16 protein-coding genes are annotated in these 18,540 nt (G+C 63.7%); 6 read left to right on the forward strand and 10 right to left on the reverse strand.

The genetic code is table 11. From position 1 onward, the window contains the following. Positions 1-9: 9 nt before the first annotated feature. The gene (locus A3K89_RS24050; RefSeq protein WP_068431777.1) at positions 10-1,002 is read left to right on the forward strand and encodes a sugar phosphate isomerase/epimerase family protein; all 993 of its coding nucleotides are present in this window, start codon (positions 10-12) and stop codon (positions 1,000-1,002) included. A 66-nt stretch (positions 1,003-1,068) separates the two neighbouring features. On the opposite strand, the gene A3K89_RS24055 is transcribed toward A3K89_RS24050, so the two are convergent. The 4 genes from A3K89_RS24055 to A3K89_RS24070 are packed head-to-tail and all read right to left on the reverse strand — an operon-like array spanning position 1,069 to position 3,937. Continuing rightward, on the reverse strand, positions 1,069-2,304 hold the full coding sequence (locus tag A3K89_RS24055; protein WP_068431779.1) for an alpha/beta hydrolase: 1,236 nt from the start codon (positions 2,302-2,304) through the stop codon (positions 1,069-1,071). After that, positions 2,301-2,546 (reverse strand): hypothetical protein, encoded by a 246-nt coding sequence (locus A3K89_RS24060; protein ID WP_068431782.1) that lies wholly within the window; start codon positions 2,544-2,546, stop codon positions 2,301-2,303. The genes A3K89_RS24055 and A3K89_RS24060 overlap by 4 nt, the downstream gene beginning before the upstream one ends. After that, positions 2,543-3,172 carry a VOC family protein gene (locus tag A3K89_RS24065; RefSeq protein WP_068431785.1) on the reverse strand — a complete coding sequence of 210 codons (630 nt, stop codon included), beginning with the start codon at positions 3,170-3,172 and terminating at the stop codon, positions 2,543-2,545. Before A3K89_RS24065 ends, A3K89_RS24060 begins: the two co-directional genes overlap by 4 nt. A gap of 12 nt (positions 3,173-3,184) precedes the next feature. Then, on the reverse strand, positions 3,185-3,937 hold the full coding sequence (locus A3K89_RS24070) for a maleate cis-trans isomerase family protein (protein ID WP_068431788.1): 753 nt from the start codon (positions 3,935-3,937) through the stop codon (positions 3,185-3,187). Positions 3,938-4,193: 256 nt separating this feature from the next. On the opposite strand from A3K89_RS24070, the gene A3K89_RS24075 reads away from it, so the two are divergent. Genes A3K89_RS24075 through A3K89_RS24095 form a run of 5 tightly spaced genes read left to right on the forward strand, consistent with a single transcriptional unit; the run spans position 4,194 to position 12,628 of the window. Further along, entirely contained in the window at positions 4,194-6,296 is a 2,103-nt protein-coding gene (locus A3K89_RS24075) for a hydantoinase/oxoprolinase family protein (RefSeq protein ID WP_068432081.1), read from the forward strand. 18 nt (positions 6,297-6,314) lie between these two features. Beyond that, positions 6,315-8,642 (forward strand): hydantoinase B/oxoprolinase family protein, encoded by a 2,328-nt coding sequence (locus A3K89_RS24080; RefSeq protein ID WP_068431790.1) that lies wholly within the window; start codon positions 6,315-6,317, stop codon positions 8,640-8,642. Further along, on the forward strand, positions 8,639-10,336 hold the full coding sequence (locus A3K89_RS24085; protein WP_084424082.1) for a (2,3-dihydroxybenzoyl)adenylate synthase: 1,698 nt from the start codon (positions 8,639-8,641) through the stop codon (positions 10,334-10,336). The genes A3K89_RS24080 and A3K89_RS24085 overlap by 4 nt, the downstream gene beginning before the upstream one ends. Positions 10,337-10,368: 32 nt before the next feature. Beyond that, positions 10,369-11,895: an FAD-dependent monooxygenase gene (locus A3K89_RS24090; protein WP_068431793.1), complete on the forward strand. Its 1,527-nt coding sequence runs from the start codon at positions 10,369-10,371 to the stop codon at positions 11,893-11,895. 25 nt (positions 11,896-11,920) lie between these two features. Next, on the forward strand, positions 11,921-12,628 hold the full coding sequence (locus tag A3K89_RS24095; RefSeq protein WP_068431796.1) for a TetR/AcrR family transcriptional regulator: 708 nt from the start codon (positions 11,921-11,923) through the stop codon (positions 12,626-12,628). A gap of 501 nt (positions 12,629-13,129) precedes the next feature. Here the strand turns inward: A3K89_RS24095 and A3K89_RS24100 are convergent. The 6 genes from A3K89_RS24100 to A3K89_RS24125 form a co-directional block, all read right to left on the reverse strand. Continuing rightward, positions 13,130-14,020: an SDR family NAD(P)-dependent oxidoreductase gene (locus A3K89_RS24100; RefSeq protein WP_068431798.1), complete on the reverse strand. Its 891-nt coding sequence runs from the start codon at positions 14,018-14,020 to the stop codon at positions 13,130-13,132. Positions 14,021-14,081: 61 nt separating this feature from the next. After that, complete coding sequence (locus A3K89_RS24105) at positions 14,082-14,543, reverse strand: MaoC/PaaZ C-terminal domain-containing protein (protein WP_068431801.1); 462 nt, start codon at positions 14,541-14,543, stop codon at positions 14,082-14,084. 146 nt (positions 14,544-14,689) lie between these two features. Next, on the reverse strand, positions 14,690-16,018 hold the full coding sequence (locus tag A3K89_RS24110; RefSeq protein ID WP_068431804.1) for an MFS transporter: 1,329 nt from the start codon (positions 16,016-16,018) through the stop codon (positions 14,690-14,692). 147 nt (positions 16,019-16,165) lie between these two features. Beyond that, positions 16,166-16,498: a putative quinol monooxygenase gene (locus A3K89_RS24115; RefSeq protein ID WP_084424086.1), complete on the reverse strand. Its 333-nt coding sequence runs from the start codon at positions 16,496-16,498 to the stop codon at positions 16,166-16,168. A gap of 64 nt (positions 16,499-16,562) precedes the next feature. Further along, positions 16,563-17,393, reverse strand: a complete 831-nt coding sequence (locus A3K89_RS24120) for a mycofactocin-coupled SDR family oxidoreductase (protein ID WP_068431811.1) — start codon at positions 17,391-17,393, stop codon at positions 16,563-16,565. Between the two features lie 100 nt (positions 17,394-17,493). Beyond that, positions 17,494-18,348, reverse strand: coding sequence for a mycofactocin-coupled SDR family oxidoreductase (locus A3K89_RS24125; protein WP_068431814.1), 855 nt, complete (start codon positions 18,346-18,348; stop codon positions 17,494-17,496). Between the last annotated feature and the right edge of the window lie 192 nt (positions 18,349-18,540).

Consider the following 18,540-nt stretch of genomic DNA (forward strand, 5'->3'; position numbering starts at 1 on the left):
ACTGACAACATGAAGCTCGGCGTCTACAACGCAATCCTGCACGACAAGACCCTGCCCGACGCCATCGCGACGGTCGCGTCCCTCGGTCTCGAAGGCATCGAGATCAACTCCGGTGGCTTCCTGCCCCCGAACCACCTTCCCGTCGACGACCTCCTCGCCGGAAAGATCAGCCCCGAGGAATACTTGAAGAACTTCGAGGGCACCGGCGTCTCCATCGCCGGCCTGAACTGCAACGGCAATCCCCTGCATCCCGATCCCGAGGTCGGCCCCGAGGACGCCGAGGACCTGCGCAAGTCCATCGAGGTCGCCGGACTGCTCGGCGTCGACCGCGTCGTCACCATGTCCGGACTACCGGCAGCACACGAGGGCGGCACGTGGCCGGCATGGCACGTCAACACGTGGGATTCGGGCTACCTCGACTCCCAGGACTACCAGTGGGACCAGGTCGCCGTCCCGTTCTGGAAAGAGATCGACTCCCTCGCCCGCGAGAACGGCGTCAAGGTCGCCATCGAGATGCACCCGCAGAACCTCGTGTTCAACCCGCCGACGATGAAGCGTCTGGTGGAGAAGGGCGGGCTGACGAACGTCGGCGCCGAAATGGATCCGTCGCACCTGTTCTGGCAGGGCATCGACCCGGTCAAGGCCATCGAATGGCTCGGACCGCTGGTCTTCCACGCTGCCGCCAAGGACACCCGTATCAACCCGAACTGCGAAATTTACGGCGTCCTCGACGACCGCTTCACGCGCATCCCTGCCGATCAGAACCCCACCGGTCTCGGCGGCAGGCACGTGGTCAACAAGTGGCCCGAGGACTCCGCCTGGGACTTCGTCGCCGTCGGTGAGGGCCACGACGTCGAGTTCTGGACCCGCTTCCTCGCAGCGCTTCAGAAGATCGACCCCAACATGGCCGTCAACATCGAACACGAGGACACCGCCTACGGTCCTCTCGAAGGTCTCCAGATCGCCGTCGATACGCTGAACAATGCCAAAGCTGCTCTCTGACAACGGCATCCGGGCGCAGCATTTCAGCCGCGCCCGGATGAGTCGTCTCAGACCGGCTTCTGTTGTCTACCGGTCGAAGTGCTCGGCAAGCCACGCGCCGATGTCGGCGGCAGCCAGCGAAGCACCCGTAGGTGCGCCGGGGGCGATCGGTCCTCCGAAATGGGTTCCTGCGACCCCGACGGTGGTCTTGTCGACCGAGCCCAATGCATCGAACATGACTTCGGCGTCCTCCGGGAAACACGCCTGATCGCCGGTCAATTCGACGAACAACGACGGCACCACCACGCCTGGAGCGCATCGAACGAAATCCGCGTTGGTGGACAGTCCCGACCATGTGGACAGCCAGGCGTCCGGAGTGGACAGACGCCCGAACCCGACGAGCCCGTAGTTCGTCAGGTCGGGCCGACGGCCGAACAACGACCCGTACGGCCGGTCGTTCGGACTCAACGACAGATCCATGAACCTCGGATCGGCGTCCGTCCGGTGAACGGTGAGGATTCTGGGGGCGAGGGCGGTTCGGCGGTCGACGGGGTTGCCGCTGGTCTCGAACCGTCGACGAGCGTCCGTCGCCTCGGCGACGCGGTCACGCGCGACCTCGTCGAGACGCTCGATTCGCTGCCGCTGCGCTGCGCGATACCGTACGAGGAATTCCGGTGAGTACGATGAACTTTCGGGCGCCTCGGCGAATCCGTTCGCCGGATCGAACGGATCGAGCGCCGAATCCACCGACATCGGATCCGATTCGTCGATGACCGACGGGTCGATCAACCGCAGCAGCAGAGCGCCCTGGCCGGGATGCGGTGCCATGAACAGCGCGCCGTCGGGGATCGGCATGTCGGCCGACGCAAGGTCGATCGGCCGTCCCGCCGGGGTTGTCGTCAATCGCTGCGAGGGCGCGAGGCCGGCCTGCTCGTGATAGAACGCGAAGAGCGTACCGCCCCCCGAATGACCCAACGTGACAACGTGATCGAATTTCTCCTGCACGAAGACCTGCCCCGCGGCGACGTCGAGAAGCGCCTGCTCGTGCACCAGGGCCAGATCGTTGTTGACCGATCGGGTGCCCTGAGTCCACACCGCGTAACCGCGAGCGAGCAGCTCGGGAACCAGAACGTGGTGTGTCAGGTCCTGCCGTGGATGCATCAACGTGACGACGGTGCGCGCGCCCGGGACGGTTCGTAGGACGCCGCTCACTCGGGCATCGTCGGCCGTCCGCAACTCGTGTACCGACGTCACGGTCGAGGGCGGCGCCTCCGCGGCATCGATGTAGCGGCCTGCGCCCAGCCTCGAACTGGTCGAGGTCATAGCGCGTCGACCCGCATCGCGTCCTTGTCCCACTGCAGAATTCGGGACCGATGCAAACCGGCGACACTGGAGTACCAGACTGCGTGTCTGCAGCCGGTCGCTCGGCGATCTATCACGATCTCGCCAGCGGATCGAATACGAAAGTACGGTCCGATGCGATCGATCTCCACCGCCGAATCCTGGCCTGCGACAGCGGCGATCGCGGTGTTCTCGGGAACATCCAGAACGAACAAAGTAGTCATCGAGTACCGACCTCTTCGGGAACCCAATCGGCTGCGCGTTCGACGATCAACTCAGCTTTGCGCGTCAACAGGTTCGCCATGCTGGGGTCGGGGCCGCGCACGACGTCGATGAGAGCGTCGATCGTCAGGTTGGCGTCGAGATCTTCCTGCGGGGTGACCGGACGCATCGCCCTCGTGATCTCGATCATGTATCCGTTGGGATCGTGCGTGTAGATCGACTCGATCGTCTCGTGCTGGATCTGCATCTCGACAGGCCATTCGCTGCCGTCGAGACGGCGCCGATACTCGAGCAGATCGTCCTCGCTGTCCACGTGGATCGCGAGGTGCCGTGATCGGATGAAGAAGATCGGCACGTCCTCGGCGAACCGCGAGTACGAATCCCCCTGTGGCCCACCGTCGAACGGTTCGAGTCCGAAGTAGTAGAAGAAGGCGAGTCGGTCGTCGTTTCCGATGTCGAAGAAGAAATGAATGAAATCAGGGTGCTTCTCCGGGCCCCAGCCTGCTGCGCAGATGGAGTGCACGACGGGGAACCCCAGGACGTCGCGGTAGAACTCGACCGTCGCGGCCGGGTCGAACGTCGGGTAGGCGACGTGGTCGACGCCTTTGACCTTGTGTGGGAGGGACATCTGATCTCCTTTCTAGAGAGTTACTGCCGCGTCTGCTCGAAGCAGGGACCCCGCGTCGGGCAGATCGACAGGTAGGTCGAGTGCACGAAGCAGGCTGTATGCGCCTGCGGTCGCTGCCGACAGAACCGGAATTCCGAACTCGTCTTCGGCTGCCTGCACGAGCGGCAGCGACGGCATCTGCACGCAGGCGGAAATGACGAGAGCGTCGACACCCGTCAACTCGAGCGACCGCGCGGCATCCATCACCCGTGCTCCGGGGATGCAACCGACCTCTGCATTGTCGGACACCTCGAGTGCGCGCCAGTCGACGATGTGAAAGCCTTCGGCTTCGAGGTATTCGACGACCTTCTCGGCCAGCGGCTTCATGTACGGCGTGACGAGTGCGATGGAGGTGGCCTTCAGCGCGTTCAATGCTTCCACCAACGCGCCGGCACTGGACCTGACGGCCGCGTCGGACCCTCCCGCCGCCAGTTGTTCGGCGACGAGCCCTTCGACACGCTGGTGTTCGCCGGGGCCGGCAGCCATCAGCGCGACCAGGCATGCGTACAGGATCGCGTCGACGTCGGCATCACCCAGTTCGAGAATGCACCGCTCACGTTGGGCATTCATCGCGCGCAGCTGTTCCGGTGACACGGCCTGCATGCGCATACGGCTGGAATGGAACGAAAAGCGCGCATCCGAGTGCCGCGCCAACAGCTCCGGCATCTCGGTCTCGACGGTCACATTGGAACTCGGTACGACGAGTCCGATGCGGTGAAAACTCATGGTGTGCCCTTCGAATCGAAGAAATTTACGCCAATGACGAGTATTCGACGTCCGCGACGATCCGTCAAGCCCGCCCCAGCTGCGCCATCCCGACCCGGCGGGCCATCAGGCAAGATCACAGGTGGTGATCCCGCTCACGTTTACTACTTGACATGTTTTCGTCAACGTCGAATACTCGACGCAGACGTAAGCGGTGTTGGAGCACGCACTCACACCTCTCGGGCGTCTTCGACTCGGACCTAAGGAGCACACCGACATGACCTACGTGATCGGAGTGGACGTCGGCGGCACGTTCACAGACGCAGTACTCGACGACGGATCCGGTACCGTCGTCGCAGCCAAGGCACCCTCGACCCCGCCCGACTACTCCCAGGGCGTCATCGACGTGCTGGAAGTTCTGGCCGCTCAGCTCGGCCTACCGGTTGCCGAGATGCTCGCGAACACCCACCACATCGCACACGGCACCACGTCGTCGCTCAATGCGCTGGTCATGGGCAACGTTCCCCCGGTCGGCTTTCTGACCACCAAGGGGCACCGAGACTCGATCTACATCATGAACGTCGAGGGCCGGTACCTCGGCCGGTCACCGGAGCAACTGCAGAACGTGCTCGGCCAGAGCAAGTCTCACGGCCTCGTGCCCAAGAAACATGCCCTCGAGGTCACCGAACGCCTCGACCGCGACGGCAACATCGTCGTCGCCCTCGACGAGGACTCCGCGCGTGATTCGATCCGCCGGCTCGTGGACGACGGCGTGTCGGGCATCGCCGTATCGTTGCTGTGGTCGTTCCGAAACCCGGTGCACGAACAGCGAATTCGTGAACTCGTGCACGAGATCGATCCGACCATGTTCGTTTCGCTCTCGTCCGAAGTAAGTCCTCGCATTCGCGAGTTCGCCCGCAACGCGACCACGATCATGAGCACCCAGATCGGTCCGGGGCTTCGCGACTACCTCGGTTCACTCGAAGAGAAGCTGCGCGCGCTCGATCTGGCCGGTCCTCTGTTGGTCATGCAGAGCAACGGCGGCGCCGTCGCTGCCTCCGAAGCACCGAACAATGCCATCAGTACCGTCGGTTCCGTCCTCACCGGTGGTGTCGTCGGGGCGGTCTCGCTCGGCAAGCAACTCGGGCACGAGAACATCATCGCCACCGACGTCGGCGGTACCACATTCCTCGTGGGACTCGTCGTCGACGGAGAGCCGGTACGAGCGTCCAGCACCATCATCAACCACCACCCGATCAACGTGCCCACCCTCGAGGTGCACGCCATCGGATCGGGCGGCGGCGCGATCGCGTGGGTCGACGCAGGCGGCAACCTCCAGATCGGACCACACAGCGCACAGGCAGTACCGGGCCCCGCGTGTTACGGCCAGGGCGGAACCGAACCCACCAACGCCGACGCGAACCTCGTCCTCGGGATTCTTCCCGAACGCGGATTGCTCGGTGGCCGAAAGGCTCTCGACAAGGAAAAGGCACGCGAGGCCATCCGGCGTCGCATTGCCGAACCGCTCGGACTGACTGTCGAGGAGGCCGCCGCCGCGATCTACGCCGTTCAGAACGCTCAAACGGGCGACCTCCTCCGCAAGACCGTCGTCGAAGCGGGCCACGACCCACGAGATTTCGTTCTCTACGCCTTCGGTGGTGCAGGACCAGCGCACTGCGCCGGATACGCAGCCGAGGTCGGAGTCAAGGAAGTGATCGTGCCGCTCGGACAGGTCGCGTCGGCCTTCTCGGCCTACGGCCTGGCGTCGTCGAACATCGTTCTGGCAGCCGAGTTGTCCGATCCCGCAGCCATGCCACTCGATCCCGCCCGTGCAGAACAGAATTTCGACGGCCTCGAGCAACGAGTCCGCGAAGCGCTCGGTCGACAAGGCCTGAAGTTCGCCGACATCGAGATCGAGCGCGAGATCGACATGCGGTACACGATGCAGCTCGCCGAGGTCGCGACGTCGATACCCGCAGGCAATCTCGACGCCGCGAGCATCGCTCATGCGTCGGACCTGTTCGAGATGCGGTACGCGGACCTGTACGGCAAGGACAGCGGATTCCGCGAGGCAGGAATTCAAGCCATCACCTATCGCGTACGCGCCACCGGCGTCCTCCCCTTCTCCCCGACACTCCCGGAGCTGAAATCCGCCGACTCGGCCGACTCGGCCGACGCACGCATCGGATCACGGCAGGTGTGCCTCGACGGCCGAATCGGCTACGTGGACACCGACGTCTACGACTACAGCAAGCTCGCCGCGGGCCACGTCATCACCGGTCCCGCGATCGTCGAGGTACCCACCACGACCGTCGTCGTTCCGCACGGCACCACAGGCACCGTCGACCGCCTCGGCAACCTGAACATCGTCGCCCAGTAAGCACCCAGGAGCATTCCCATGACATCAGCGATTCCCGGCTCGGAAGTGTTCTCGAGTCGACCCGTCGACCCCGATGCTTTGTCCCGTTCCCTTCCGCCGAACCTGCCGATCCATACCGTCACTCAGGAGCAGATCGACGATCTCGATCCCCTGACGTACGAGGTCGTACGGCACAGGTTGTGGTCGGTGACGGACGAGATGGGCGAGGCACTCAAGCGTATGTCCGGCTCCCCCATCGTCACCGATGCGAACGACTTCGACTTCGCCATCAGCGACGAAGTGGGACAAGAGGTTCAGGTCGGTCTGTACAACACGATGCTCGTCGGGGCCGTGGACTTGGCGATCTATTGGACGCTACAGAACCGAGCCACCAATCCCGGCATCGAAGAGGGCGACATGTTCCTCTGCAACGACCCGTGGGTCGGCGGCGGACTGCATCAGAGCGACGTCATCGTCTACCAGCCGATCTTCCACGACGGCAAGCTGTTCGCATGGACGAGCGCGATCTGCCACGAACCAGACCTCGGTGGCTCCGGCCTCGGATCGTTCGACCCGTCGGCGAAAGACGTCTTCTCCGAATCACTTCCGACCCCACCTGTCAAAGTGGTTCGCGGACAGGAACTTCAGCGTGACATCGCCGACCTGTGGGTCAGGCGGTCACGAGTGCCCATGCTCGTCGGCCTCGATCTGCGAGCGAAGATCGGCGCCAACACCGTCGGACGCAACCGTATGCTCGCCGTCATCGAACAGTACGGCGCCGATACCGTCAAAGCCGTCATGAAGCGAATGATGACCGACGCCGAATCGCGCCTCCGCACCAAGCTTTCATCGCTTCCCGACGGAACGTGGAAGGCGACCGGCTACCAGGACCAGTCGAGCGTGGGTGATCGCGACGTCCACAAGATCACCGTCGCGATGACCAAGACCGCTGATCACCTGACGTTCGACTTCACCGGGACGGACCAGCAGACCGGCGTCATCAACTGCACCTACGCAGGTATGCGCGGCGGCGTCATGCTCGCCCTGCTCCCGATCCTCGCCGGTGACATCCCGTGGTCGGCAGGCGGGCTGATGCGTTGCTTCGACTTGGTGTCCGAGGAAGGCACGATCAACAACGCGAGCTTCCCGGCTGCGGTCAGCCGAGGCCCCATCGGACCAGCCTGGTTGACCGGCAACCTCATCGCCGAATGCCTCTCGCAGATGCTCGACAGATCCGTCGACCTGGGCAAGAGCGTGCAGGCCGCGTGCTGCGGTACATGGGACACCGCTGTGATCGCCGGCCTGGACGAGCGAGCCGACCAACCGGTGCCGTTCCTGAACATCATGATGGAGCCCATGGCGGGCGGGTACGGGGCGCAACCTACAGCCGACGGCATGGATACCGGTGGTCTCTTCTGCATCCCGATGGGCCGCATCCCTGACACCGAAATGACCGAGTTCCTGTACCCGCTCCTGACGCTGTGGCGTCGCGAAGAGCCCGACTCCGGCGGTCCGGGACGCCACCGGGGCGGCGTCAGCGCGTCCCTGGCGGTGACACCCTACGGAACGTCACTGCCCATGGGTCTCGTCCTGGCCTCCGCAGGCAAGGCCGTGGCACAGAACAACGGTCTCGCAGGCGGCTACCCAGGCAACACCGGTCTCGAGATCCTGGCGCGCGGCACCGACATCAACGAGCAATTCGCGGCAGGCAGGATCCCGTCGACTCTCGACGAAGTCGCGGGAGGCCAGGAATTCGGTCCCTGCTATGCCGAAAGCTACGTTGCGCCAGGCGAAGTCCTGTACATGCACTGGCAAGGCGGCGGCGGATACGGCGACCCACTGCGTCGCGACCCAGCTGCGGTGGTCGTCGACCTCCGCGAAGGCAAGGTCACCGAAGAGGGTGCGTCGGCCGTCTACGGAGTCGTCGTCGACGCCGGTGCCGGTGCCGTCGACGAATCGGCCACGGCCGAGCGGCGCCGCGAAATGTTCGCGCAGCGTCGAGCCCGTTCCACGACGCACGGCGACGCCCCCACCATGGATCTGACGCTCGCGCGCCGTCTCGACGACAATCTCGCCGAGATCACCGTCGCCGACGTCCGAGTCGTCGCGTGTGCCCATTGCGGACGCCTCCTCGGTGACGAGAAGAACGACGGCACACTGGAGTTGGCTCGCTACGAAGGACCGTCGTCGGAGGCAGGGCCGCAGGTGACATCCGACGCCTCCGAATACGTCGACACTCCGATCGTGTTCCGCCAGCTCTGCTGCCCGGGATGCTGGACCGCCATCTACTCCGGCATCGTTCCTGCCGACCATCCCGATCACTCGCTCGAGATGTCCCGGCTTCTTCCTGCGGTGGCAGAAAGATGACGATGGCAGCGAGTCCGACGTACTTCGACTGGGGTGGGCACTTGGTGCCCTATCCGGAAGAGCGCGCACGTCGCTACCGCGACAGCGGTTCGTGGAGTGACCTCCCTACGGGCAGGCGGTTCCACGAGGTTGCACTGCGGTACCCCGACAGGCAGGCTCTCGTCACGGCCCAAGGCTCGCTCACCTACGCCGAACTGGACCGTCGCACCGACGCGATCGCCGCAGGACTGATGCAGTTGGGATTCACGCGACTCGAACCTGTGCTCTTCCAGATCACCAACCGCCTCGAGACCGTCCTCGCCTGGTACGGGTGCATCAAAGCCGGCCTGGTGCCCGTTGCCACACTGGCCGCGCACCGGATGCACGAGATCGGCCACGTCAGCAAGACCGTCGGCGCTGCACTACACATCGTCGAGGCTGGAATGCCGTCGTTCGACCTGGTGCAGTTCGCCCGCGAGCACGCGTCGGTCAGCGAGACCGTGCGACGAGTGATCACGGTGGGAAGCATTAGTGCCGATGAAACGCGTCTCGAAGATCTCGGGCACGGAATCGACCCGGGTGACGCCAGGGCGGCCGTCGAAGCGATCGAAGCGGACACCGACCCGCAGGACGTCGTCGCGTTTCAGCTCTCAGGCGGAACGACCGGTGTCCCCAAGGTGATTCCGCGCATTCACGCCGAGTACTGGAACAACGCACTGCTCTACGCGCAACGACTCGAATGGACGATGGAAAGCAGGGTCGCGCACCTGATTCCGATCGTGCACAATGCCGGTATCTCGTGCGGGCTGCATGCATCACACGCCGTCGGCGCATGCCTCGTTCTGGCAACGGCGGACCCGAAACCCGCAATCGATCTCATGGAGTCCGCGCGGGCCACCGAAGTCTTGATCGGCCACGGTCATTACCAGACCGTGCTCGATCCGGACTTCGACAGAGTGCGAGGCGCACTGAAACATGTCATCCTGTCCGGGGCCAAGGTGTCGAATGCGTTGATGGACCGCGTCGACGACGGCGAAAGCCACTGGGCCGGACAGCTGTTCGGAATGTCGGAGGGCTTGTTCACGGTCACGCCGGTCGACGCACCGCGTGAGGCCCGCATCGCAACCGTCGGCACGCCGGTCTCACCGGACGACGAAGTGCGCATTCTCGACCCGGGCACCGAGACCGAGCTCGCGGACGGGGAGGTCGGCGAACTGAGCTGCAGGGGTCCGTACACCATCGCCGGTTATTTCGCAGCACCAGAACACAATCGGACGGCATTCACCTCCGACGGGTTCTACCGCACCGGCGACCTCGCATCGGTCACCGTGATCGACGGCCGGCGGTTCGTCACGATCGAAGGCCGCATCAAGGACCTGATCAACCGCGGCGGAGAGAAGATCAACGCCGAAGAACTCGAAGTTCTCCTGCTTCGACACCCCGGCATCGTGGGTGTGGCCGTCGTCGCGATGCCCGATCCGCGTCTCGGCGAGAAGACGTGCGCATACCTCGTTGCGGCAGAACAGGATCTGACGCTCACCGAGGTTCAGGACCATCTGACCCAGCTCGGCGTCGCCAAGTTCAAGTGGCCCGAGCGCCTCGAATGGCTCGACTCGTTGCCCCGAACCAACGTGAACAAGATCGACAAGAAACGGCTTCGGATGGACATCGCTGCGAAGGTGCAGACCGAAACCGCGCCCGGGTCCACCTCGTAGACCGGGTATCACCTTCGAACACTGGAGTATCCATGAAACTCGACCGCGTCGCAGTCATCGGCGGGGGCCCAGGCGGCCTCTACGCAGCACGACTGCTCAAACTGTCCAACCCCGATGCAGACGTCACCGTCTACGAACAGAGCGCGCCGGACTCGACGTTCGGGTTCGGCGTCGGTCTCGCATCGCGAACTCAGCGCAACCTTCGCGCAGCCGACGCGGCATCACTCGATGCCATTGTCGCCGAGGCCTACTCGCACGAGATGTCGTTGCAGGTGGGAGACCGGACGGCGCGCCTAGCACACGGCGATCTCCTCGCGATCGCACGCACGACACTACTCGCCGTACTGCAGGACCAAGCGAGGGACGCCGGGGTACGTCTGGAGTTCGGCGAACGCCGCCATGCCCAGGAGCTCGACGTCGACCTCGTCGTTGCGGCCGACGGAATCAACAGTGCGACGCGCTCCGGCGAGCCCGCTTTCGGAGCCGACATCTCCACCGGTTCCGGGCTCTATCTGTGGTGTGGAACGGATTTCGCGCTGCCGAGCGCGATCTTCGTCCCGGTCACGACCGAGCACGGGACGTTCGTCGCACACGCTTATCCGTATGCGTCCGATCGCAGCACGTTCCTCGTCGAAACGGATGAAGAAACCTGGCGTCGAGCAGGATTCGACGCCGCGGATTCCGTCGAGCCCGGCGACAGCGACGAGGCGTCGTTACGGTACCTCGAAGCCGCGTTCCGCGAGACGCTGCAGGGACACAGCCTTATCGGCAACCGAACACGGTGGATGCGATTTCGGACCGTCTCCTGCCGCAGCTGGTCCGTCGGAAACGTCGTCCTTCTCGGCGACGCCGCCCACACCGCGCACTACTCGATCGGCTCGGGCACCAAGCTGGCGATGGAAGATGCCATCGCGCTCGACGCCGCTCTGACCTCTGCGAACTCCATCGACGACGCACTCACCGAGTACGAGCGTGTTCGTCGCCCGGATGTGCGGCACCTCCAGGAAATCGCGCGTCGCAGCGAACACTGGTGGGAGTCGTTCCCCCAGCGCATGGACCTGCCCGTCGAGCAACTGATGGTTGCCTACATGACTCGCGCGGGCAAGGTCGGCCTGGAACGGTTTCTCGAATCCGCACCCGACGTCGCGTGGAACGGTATTGCGAGCTACGCGAACATCGGTGGCCATGCCGAGCCACCCGAGGAAATCTCCGACTGGGTTCTGGACCGTCCACTCGCACACCGTCGAGGCACGTTCGACACCCGATACGCCCCAGCGTCTTTGCGCGACGAGCCGTCGACGGCCGTGCTGTCCGTCGACGTCGAATCAGCATGGAACGAGAAAGCCACGGCGCTCGTCGACGAGGCTCGCGCTTGTTCCACCGTGTGGTTGACGGGCCCGCCCGACCGGACGGCGGTCCTCACGAGGCTCGACGTGGCCGAGCGGATGATGCGTGGCAGCGGTGCTCTGGTCGTCGTCGCCGTCCCGTCGACCTGCACGTCGGACGCTGTCGCAGGGCTCGTCAGCGCGCGCACGCACCTCGTGTCGGTGGAGTCGTGAGTTTCGCGACGGTTATCCTTCGACAATGACACGCGAGGACGCATCCCGGGGATCCGCGCGCAACCCGCGTCGCGAGCTGGTCGAGAATCAAATACTCGACCAGGCGACGCGGCTGTTCGCCGAGAAGGGCTTCGCCAGCACCACGCTGCAGGACATCGCCGACGCCACCGGACTCACGCGGCCTGCTTTGTATCACTACGTCGCGAACAAGGACGCACTTCTCGCGAGGCTCGTCAGCGAAAGCACCGAGACACCTGCCGCGGTGTTGCACGACATCAACGGAAGAACGGATCTCGGCCCCACCGAGAAATTGCGCAAGATGGCCACCGCGATCGCGCTCAACCAGGCGCAGAGTTCCGATCGCTTCAAACTGATCATCCGATCGGAAGCCGACCTGCCAGAAGAGATTTCACGGAAGTACCAGCAGAGCAGACGGCACGTGTTGAAAGAGTTCGTCCTCGTCATCGAACGTGGCATCAAGACCGGCGAGATGCGGCCCGTCGACCCTCGCACCGCGGCCCTGGGCATCATCGGCATGCTGAACTGGGTTGCCTGGTGGCATCAAAGCGGCGATGCCGACGCCGATCGTTCGGTAGCAACGCATCTCGCTGACATGGCCATCCGAACCGTCGCCAAGAACGACGGCGAACCGTCGGCGCCCGAGGGCCCGGAGCGAGCGATTGCCATGCTCCGCCAGGACCTCGACTATCTCGAGAGGCTCCTGAAGGACTGAGCAGCTGCTCCGGGCGCGGCTCGCTTGTCTAACGCACCGCCCGGCGCACACGTAGCGAGGCTGCGGGTGGGACTAGACGCGCTGAAATTGTTTCGGCGACGTCGGCAAGGCTGCGGTCGTCAAGAGATCAAAGTGAACGAGGCGATTCTGGCAGAGCCACCTACATATTCATGAACGGCTGGCCCGCGGCGCGTTCTCCAGGTCGCCAAGATCCAGGACAGGCTTGGCCCATCGAGAGGAAAGGCCGGTCCTCACCGTTTCGACGACGTACCCGCCATCCCTGGGAAGACAAAACTGAACGCGCGAATGCAGACCAAGGGTGTGCTGCTGGCGGCGAATGATCGAAGCGTCCACCAGCGTCCTACATCCGCGTGCATGGCGCGCATGTAGCCGATTCTGTCGCTTCGCACTCCGAGCTATCCGGCAGGTCGACCGGAATGATGAAAATTCGATGACGGTGGATTGAGATCCCCGAACGCTCGGGTAGCCCAGCGCCGTGCGTCAGCGTGCACGGCTGCCGCGTGTCGGCCAATGGTCGACCTGTGACATCTCGGCCATGCTGGGCACGTAGGCCGCGATGTCGTCTGCGCGCGCCGGCCCGGCGCCGCCGGAGGCATGGTGGCCCCCGTCGATAGCGAGATTGAGGCCGGTTACCCAGCGGGCATCATCGGAGGCGAGGTAGACGACGGCATCGGCGATGTCGTCGGGTTCGCCGAGTCGGTCGATTAGATTGGGTGTAAGGGTGACGCGGCGTTGTTCGGATCCTTCGGTTCCGTAGAACAGCAGGCCGTTCGGGGTAGCCACGCATCCGGGCGAGATGGTGTTGACCCGGATGTTGTCGGGTGCCAGCTCGTTGGTCAGCACACTCGCGAGGCGGATGACTCCTGCTTTGGCGACGGAGTAGGCCGCGAGGATGGGTAGGTTTCCGGGATAGCCGGTTCCGATGTTCGCACCAGCGACCGATCCCATGAAGATGATGCTCCCCCCGCCCCTCGCGCGTAGGTGGGGTATGACGTGTTTGCTCACCAGGAATGGGACGGTAAGAGTGTGGGTGATGGTGTGATGCCAGTCATCGAGACTCGAGTCTTCGACCGACCCGAGGCGTAGCTGCATCGCGTTGTTGTGAAGGATGTCGATTCCACCGAACTGCTCTGACGCGAACTCTGCCAGTGCGTGTGCCTGTTCCTCGACGGATAGATCGAGCGGATGAAGTGACTCCATTTTGCCACCGGCGGAGCGGACCAGTGCCTGGGTTTCTTCAGCGGCCTCTGCGTCGATGTCGCATCCGACGATCGATGCGCCTTCGGCGGCGAGCCGGAGCGCGACCTGGCGTGCCATGCCGCGGCCAGTTCCTGTGATCACTGCAACCTTGCCTTGCAGACGAGCTGTCACGGGTTTCTCCTGTTCGTAGTGGGCCGGGCGCTTTTCGGCCCTGGCAGTGTTCGAGGTGGGGTCAGGGGTGGCGTCGACGGACGTAAGAGTCGATCTCGACGGTCAGGATTTCGTTCGACACGGTGGACCACAGCGCGCCGCAGGTCCTGACCCGGCTCCACCGCGGGTGCGTGTCGGTGATGGCGGAGACGGTCAGCCGACCGTGCAAGCGAGTGTCCGCGTGGACTGGGGCACAGAATTGGACATCTCGTAGCGTTCTGCCGGCAATGATCTGCCACTGCGAGTACACCGCCGTTACTGCCAGTCGTTGGAAGACCGCTAGGGTGTGAACGCCGCTGGCGATGATGGCGCCGAAATGTGTTGCTGTGGAGGCTTGATCGTCGGTGTGCATGGGCAGCGGATCCCACTGCCGTGCGAAGGCAACGATTTCGGGACCGGTGACCAGGTAGGAACCGAGATCGTGCTGCTCGCCGGCGATCAGGTCGTCGGCGAATAGCCTCTCGGGGCGCGAGGGTGCAAGCACAGGAGGGGCTCTCGTTCCGTCGGAAGGAATTCGGTGCAGTCTGACTGGCTGGGAGCGGCGGGGCGTGCTATAGGCCATGGGCGACCCGCTGCGCGGGAGACTATTTCGTTGTTTTTGCGGGCCGGAATGCCGTGTGCGGGTATGGCTCAGACCGAGTCGTTCTGCGGCAGCTGGGATGGCGCTGGTGCGCTTGCCGTTCTCGCACGTGTCACACGCAGCAGCCCGTACGAACACACACCCGCGATGCTAAGCGGTACCAGCACCGCGAGGTAGAGCTCTTGTGGGGACATGAAGCCGATGGCGTATCCGCCCAGGATCGGTGACAGGATCGAGCCGACGCGGGCGACACCGAGCATGGTTCCGAAGCCGCGGGCTCGGGCACGGATGGGATAAACGGTGGTTGCGATGGCGGTGAACGCGGTCAGGGAGACGAAGACGAAGAGGCCGAGGAGCAGTGCCATCGTGAGCGCGAAGGCGCCGCGGAGGGTGAGGGCAAAGCCGATCAGGGCTGCAGACCCGAGCAGCATGGATATCCAAGAGATCTGCGCCGAGGGCCGACGCAATCCTGCCAGCCCGTAGAGAATGGCGCCGATCATGGTGCCGATCGACAGGATGATTCCGACCAAAGCGCCGTTGCTGGCCTGCCCGGTTGCGTCGGTGATCAACTGTGGCGTCCAGGATCCTATGAAGTAGAACGCGGCGGTGCAGAAGCCGTAGCCGACCCACAAGAGCAGCGTGGTCGTGCGTAGCTCTCGCCCGAGTAGTTTGACACCGGTTGCATCGTTCCCGGCGGGCACTCGGTCGCTGACGTCAGCCGACTCGGAGGGTGCTCGGTCGCCTTCTTCGAGGTTGATGCGGGCGGCGAGGGTGTCGGCTGCGCGGTGCGCATCGTCGCCCGGCAGGCCGCGAAGGTAAGAAACGGTTTCCGGGATGAACGCGACGACGACGACCGTGATTATCGCGCTCAGTGCGAGTCCGACCCAGAACAAGCCTTTCCAGCCACCGGCGGCTTCGATGACGGCCGAGCCTACGAGCCCCGCGACGAAAGTGCCGAGTGGATACCCGAAGAGGACGACACCGACCGAGAGGCTTCTGCGTGATGGGGGTGACAACTCTTGTGCGATGACCATGGAAATGGCGCCGAGGACGCCGATGGCCATTCCGGTGAAGAAGCGCGAGGTGACCAGGACCGCGTAGTTCGGTGCCAGTGACGACACGAGCAGGCCGCTGGTGTTGAGAATCAAAGCGCCGATCAGCGTGGGACGTCGTCCATAGACGTCGGCCAGCCGGGCAAGGAAAAACGCTCCGGCCCCTATTCCGATCAGCGCGGCGCTGATCAAGTAGCCTTTCGCCGATGCCGATGCGTACCCGTCTGGCAGGTTGGGCAGGGCGTAACCCATGATGAACAGATCGTAGCCGTCGAGCAGGTTGACCAGTGAGCAGATCATGACGATCCCGATCTGGTACGGGGTCATCGACAGTATGAGTCGTCGCGAGGTAGGTGGCACGTCAATCCCCCTGTGGTGGTGGATGATTCGGGAAGGCGCCGAAGTCAGGAACGGTCGCGAGCCTTGACCTTCGTCGACGGGGCGCCGGAGGGCGTCTGGTGGTTTGAGTGGCGGTTACGGCCGTATGGGGTCGAGGGCGATGATTTCGAGGTCGGTCCGCAGCATCGATGTGCTGTCTTCGAAGAACGCGACCATGTACGGCTGCTCGATATGGGTGCGTAGCGCCTCGCCGTCGGCGTAGAGCTCGTAGAACGCAACGCTGTCGGATCGTGTTGCGTCGTGGTGGATTTCGTAGACGAGGACACCTGGTTCGTTGCGGCTGGGTGGGCCGAGTTCGAGCATCCGATCGAGTAGCGTGCGGTACTTTCCCGGCTTGGCATGGGCGTACCCGTAGAACGCAATGGGTGTTGTGCGAGCTAATAATTCGGGCGGTACGATCTCCGGCATGTGAATCCTGTTCGAATCGGTGGTGGGCTCGACGTAGGGTTGCGGTCCCAGGAGACCGGGCGACTTAAAGCAGTGGATACCCGGCGGTGATTTCGAGCTCGGTTCCGGTCACGTAGCGACCGCTGTCGCCCAGTAGATACAGCACGGCGTTGGAGATGTCGGATGGATCGACCCACGGGGTATCCAACGCGGCCAGTGTGGAGAACACTGGTTCGACGCTCGCGCGGGTGGGTTCGGCGACGTCGGGTGCGAAAAGGTCGTAGATCATCGAGTTCTGGATCATGGGGGTGTCGCAGTTGGTTGGATGTACGACGTTCACGCGAATCTGGTGACGTGCCAGCTCTTTCGCCAGCGCCTTGGTCAGTCCGACGACGCCGTGCTTGGAGGCGATGTAGTGGGCCATCGACTCGACCGGTGTCAACGTGCTGGCCGAGCCGACGAAAACCATTGCGCCACCCCGTTCGCCGGCGATGATGTGCTTCATGGCCGCCTGGGCGGAGAAGAAGGCGCCCGAGAGGTTGGTTCCGACGACGGTGTTCCACTCGGCCGGGGTGATGGACTGTGCTGCGGTGATCTCACAGACCCCGGCGTTGAGCACAGCGAAGTCAAGACGCCCGAGTTCGAGCACTGCGGTGTCGACAGCGGCGGTGACAGCGGCGGAGTCGCGCACATCGCATTCGACTCGAACCGCTCTGCGGTCGAACTTCTCGATTGCCTTGACGGTGTCGTCGAGGTCTTCGGGGGTCGCGGTCGGGTATGGGACCGTCTCGACCTGTTTGCAGATGTCGAGCACGATGACATCGGCGCCGGCTTCGGCGAGAAATGTTGCGTGCGAACGTCCTTGACCCCGCGCTGCGCCGGTGACGAGGGCTACTTTACCTGTGAGATCCTGCATGTCGTTCTCCTGTTCGGATGAGTTCGGTTGTGTGGAGGTACTGGTGTTAGTGCACCGGCGCCCACGGGGCCCGGGTACCGAACGAAATCGGTTTCGGTGGTCAGGCGATGTTGTTGGCGGTGAGCCCGGCCGAGACGTGGAGGACCTCGCCCGTGATCATTCGTGCGTCGTCGGACAGCAAGTAGAGGTAGGCGTTGGAAACGTCTTGCCAGTCGACACCCGGGACATCGAGTGGATGCATGGTTTTCATGCGTTCGATCATCTGCTCTCGGGTGGGATTCTCGATGTCAGGGCAGAACAGTTTGTAGGCTGCGGGGTTGTTGTTCATCGATGGGAGGTCACCGGAATTGACGTTGGTCGGCGCAACACAGTTGGCGCGAATTCCGAACTGGCCGTACTCCATTGCGACGGTTTTCATCAGTCCGATCACTCCCCATTTGGAGGCGCCGTAGTCGGAGATGTTCGGGTAGGCGGCCCGGCCTGCGGTCGAGGAAGTGATCACAATGTTTCCTCTGCGGCGTTCGACCATGTGCGGCAACACTGCGCGGCACGCGTTGTAGACGCCGGTGAGGTTGGTGTCGATCACTGTGCGCCACTGATGGGGAGTGATGTCGGCGAGTTTGCCGAAGCCGAGGATGATGCCTGCGCTGCTGACCAGATGGTCTATAGCACCGAGTTCGGTGATCGTCTGGCGCGCGGCGTCGATCATGTCTTTGTCGTCTCGGACGTCGGCGACGATGGTGATACACCGACGTCCGAGGCGTTCGACCATGCTGCGGGTCTCTTGAAGTTCCTCCTCGGACCCGCCCGGGTAGTGCTGTCCGTCGACATCGGCGACGCAATTGTCCAGCAGCGCAATGTTTGCGCCTTCGCGTGCGAGTGTGACGGCGTGCGAACGACCGGATCCTTTGGCCCCGCCGGTGATCAGCGCGGTCGATCCGTCCAATTTGCCCATGGTGCTCCCTTGGTGTGGCATCGCGGGTGGTGATGAAATGAGTTGCTGCTGTGCCGGTTCGGCGACGATGCAGATCGACCAAGTTAGATCAAATCGTCGGCGCGCCGTTGAGATGTCTAACCGCTGAGTCGGAGAATCGACCTCGTGGTAGAACATAGCGCTGGGGCTTTGCTGTGTCAACGGTCACACTGC

It is taken from the genome of Rhodococcoides kyotonense, assembly GCF_001645385.1.
In the GTDB taxonomy this organism is placed as follows: domain Bacteria; phylum Actinomycetota; class Actinomycetes; order Mycobacteriales; family Mycobacteriaceae; genus Rhodococcoides; species Rhodococcoides kyotonensis_B.